Below are 2,256 nucleotides of genomic sequence, written 5' to 3'. Positions count from 1 at the left end.
GCCCTTAGCGCCGGGCAGGGGGCTGAAGGGCGTCGCAGACGGACAGCAGGTGCTGCTCGGGTTGAGGCCAGAACATCTCACTCGGGCGCACACTGCCACACCGGAGCAGGGCACGTTTCGCTATGAGGCAACGATCGACCTGCTGCAGCCGACCGGCTCGCGCAGCTACGCGACATTCCGACTGGCTGGCGCGCCGGTGATGGCTGAGCTGCAGGCGCACGACGTCAGCCGTCCGGGCGAGAAGCTTGCGATCGACATCAACATGAACCGGGCCTCGATCTTCGACGCCACGACGGAGCGGGCAATTTGACCTCGACAGCTTCCCTGGCAGTCCGCTTATGTGGCACCGAACAGCACGAGGCACCGCTGCGCACACTGCGCGCCGGATCCTTGTCGGTCGCGTTCGACAATGGGGCGTTGCGCTACATCCGCATCGGGACGATCGAGATCTTGCGCGGAATCTCGTTTCTTGTACGGGACGAAAACTGGGGAACATGTACCCCCGTTCTCGATGATCTGCGGATCGACGAGAGGCCGGATGCGTTCGCCATTGAATACCGTGCAACATGTGCCGCAACATCCGGCCGCCTGGTTTACCGGGCACGCGTCTCGGGCAGTAGCGATGGTGCGCTGTCGTTTGTGACAGAAGCAGAGCCTGAGACCGACCTTTTGACCAACCGGACCGGCTTCGTCGTGCTGCATCCCATAGCAGATTTGGCCGGCAAGCCGGTGCGGGTCCTGCATCAAGATGGTCTCGAAAGGCTTTCGCATTTTCCGGACTTTATTGATCCGGAATGTCCGTTCACCGACGTGCGCGCGTTGTCACATGAGATCGCGCCTGGGATCTGGGCCACCTGCACCATGGATGGTGATGCCTTTGAGATGGAGGATCAACGCAATTGGTCTGACGCATCCTATAAAACCTATGTTCGTCCCTTGCGTCGCCCGTGGCCCTACAGACTGCCCAGGGGCCAGAAATTCACCCAGGCCGTCCGGCTGCATATGTCGGGGACGCTTCTTGCGCCGATGTCTGAAAATCCTGACCTGCCGATCAAAGTGACGATTGGCGGACCGGCCGGCCGAGTGCCTCGCATTGGCGTCGGCGTCGCCGCCGACAAGGCCAGGCACGCCCTTGGAAACTCCGATCTAATTCGGCAATTGGCTCCGCAGTGGATAGCCTGCCAGGTCGATCTCCGTCTCGGGCACGGCCACGATGAACTTGAACGGTACGCAGCGCTGACCCGGTTGATTGGTGCAAGCGTCGTGCTGGAGATCATAACCAGGGGAACGCTGGATCCCTTCGGCGAGTTGAAGCCGGTCGCGGATGCTGTCCGTCGCCTCGGCCTCAATCTAGAAGCTATCTGCGTCTTTCCGGCGCAGGACATGAAATCGGTACAGCCGGGAGCAGCATGGCCGGCCATGCCGAGCTTCCAGGAAAGCTACTCGGCAGCGCGCCGGGCTTTCCCGGGTGTACCGGTCGGCGGCGGCATGGCCGCGTACTTCACCGAGCTCAATCGCAAGCGCCCGCCAAGCGAGGCGCTCGACTACGCGACCTTTACCACCTGTCCAAGCGTGCACGCTGCCGACGATGTGTCAGTGATGGAGACGCTTGAGGCCATTCCCCACCTGATCCGCTCTGCCCGTTCCTTCATGGGCGAATTGCCGCTGCGTGTGGGTCCCAGTCAGCTCGGCTGCCGCGAGAACCCTTACGGTGCCTCCACGGCGCAGAACGAAGCGAATGGTCGCGTCTGCCTATCGCGCATCGATCCTCGTCAGCGCGGGCTGTTCAATGCGGCCTGGATCGTCGGCTATTTCGCCGCATGCGCTCGCGAGGGCATCGAGGCCGTCGTCTTCGGTGACTTCACCGGTCCATTTGGCCAAATCCATAGGAAGGCTGATTTCGTGCAGCCATGGTTTGACCAGCAGGATTCCCGAACGGTCTATCCCGCTTTCCATGTCTTGGCTGGTCTCTCAAAGCTCGGCGGAGCCACCTTGCTGTCCGTAGGAACTTTCGGCGCTGACGGCGTTGTGACGATCGCAGCTGAAAACGATCGGGGCGTGACCCTGTGGGTCGCTAACCTCACCGCCAAGACGCAATCTGTGCGGCTTTCGGATGCGCCGAGCAGCGCCCGTATTGCTCTTCTCGGCGCCGAGCAGTTCGAGCAGGCGGCAACCGATCCCAACTTCATGGAAATTTCCGCAAGACCGCTGGATGACCAATTCATCTCGCTTGACGCCTACGCCGTCGCGCGAGTC

Annotated in this window: 2 protein-coding genes; both read left to right on the top strand. The window is 61.7% G+C overall.

The window, feature by feature from the left end:
• Positions 1 to 310, top strand: a 310-nt coding sequence (locus EOA13_RS36860) for a TOBE domain-containing protein (RefSeq protein WP_127298016.1), incomplete at its 5' end; no start/stop codon positions are given.
• On the top strand, positions 307 to 2,256 hold a 1,950-nt coding region (locus tag EOA13_RS36855), incomplete at its 3' end, for a hypothetical protein (protein WP_127298015.1). The genes EOA13_RS36860 and EOA13_RS36855, both read left to right, overlap by 4 nt.

This window comes from Mesorhizobium sp. M7A.F.Ca.US.011.01.1.1, from assembly GCF_003998295.1.
Taxonomy (GTDB): domain Bacteria; phylum Pseudomonadota; class Alphaproteobacteria; order Rhizobiales; family Rhizobiaceae; genus Mesorhizobium.
This window is presented reverse-complemented; position numbering and strand designations above follow the sequence as displayed.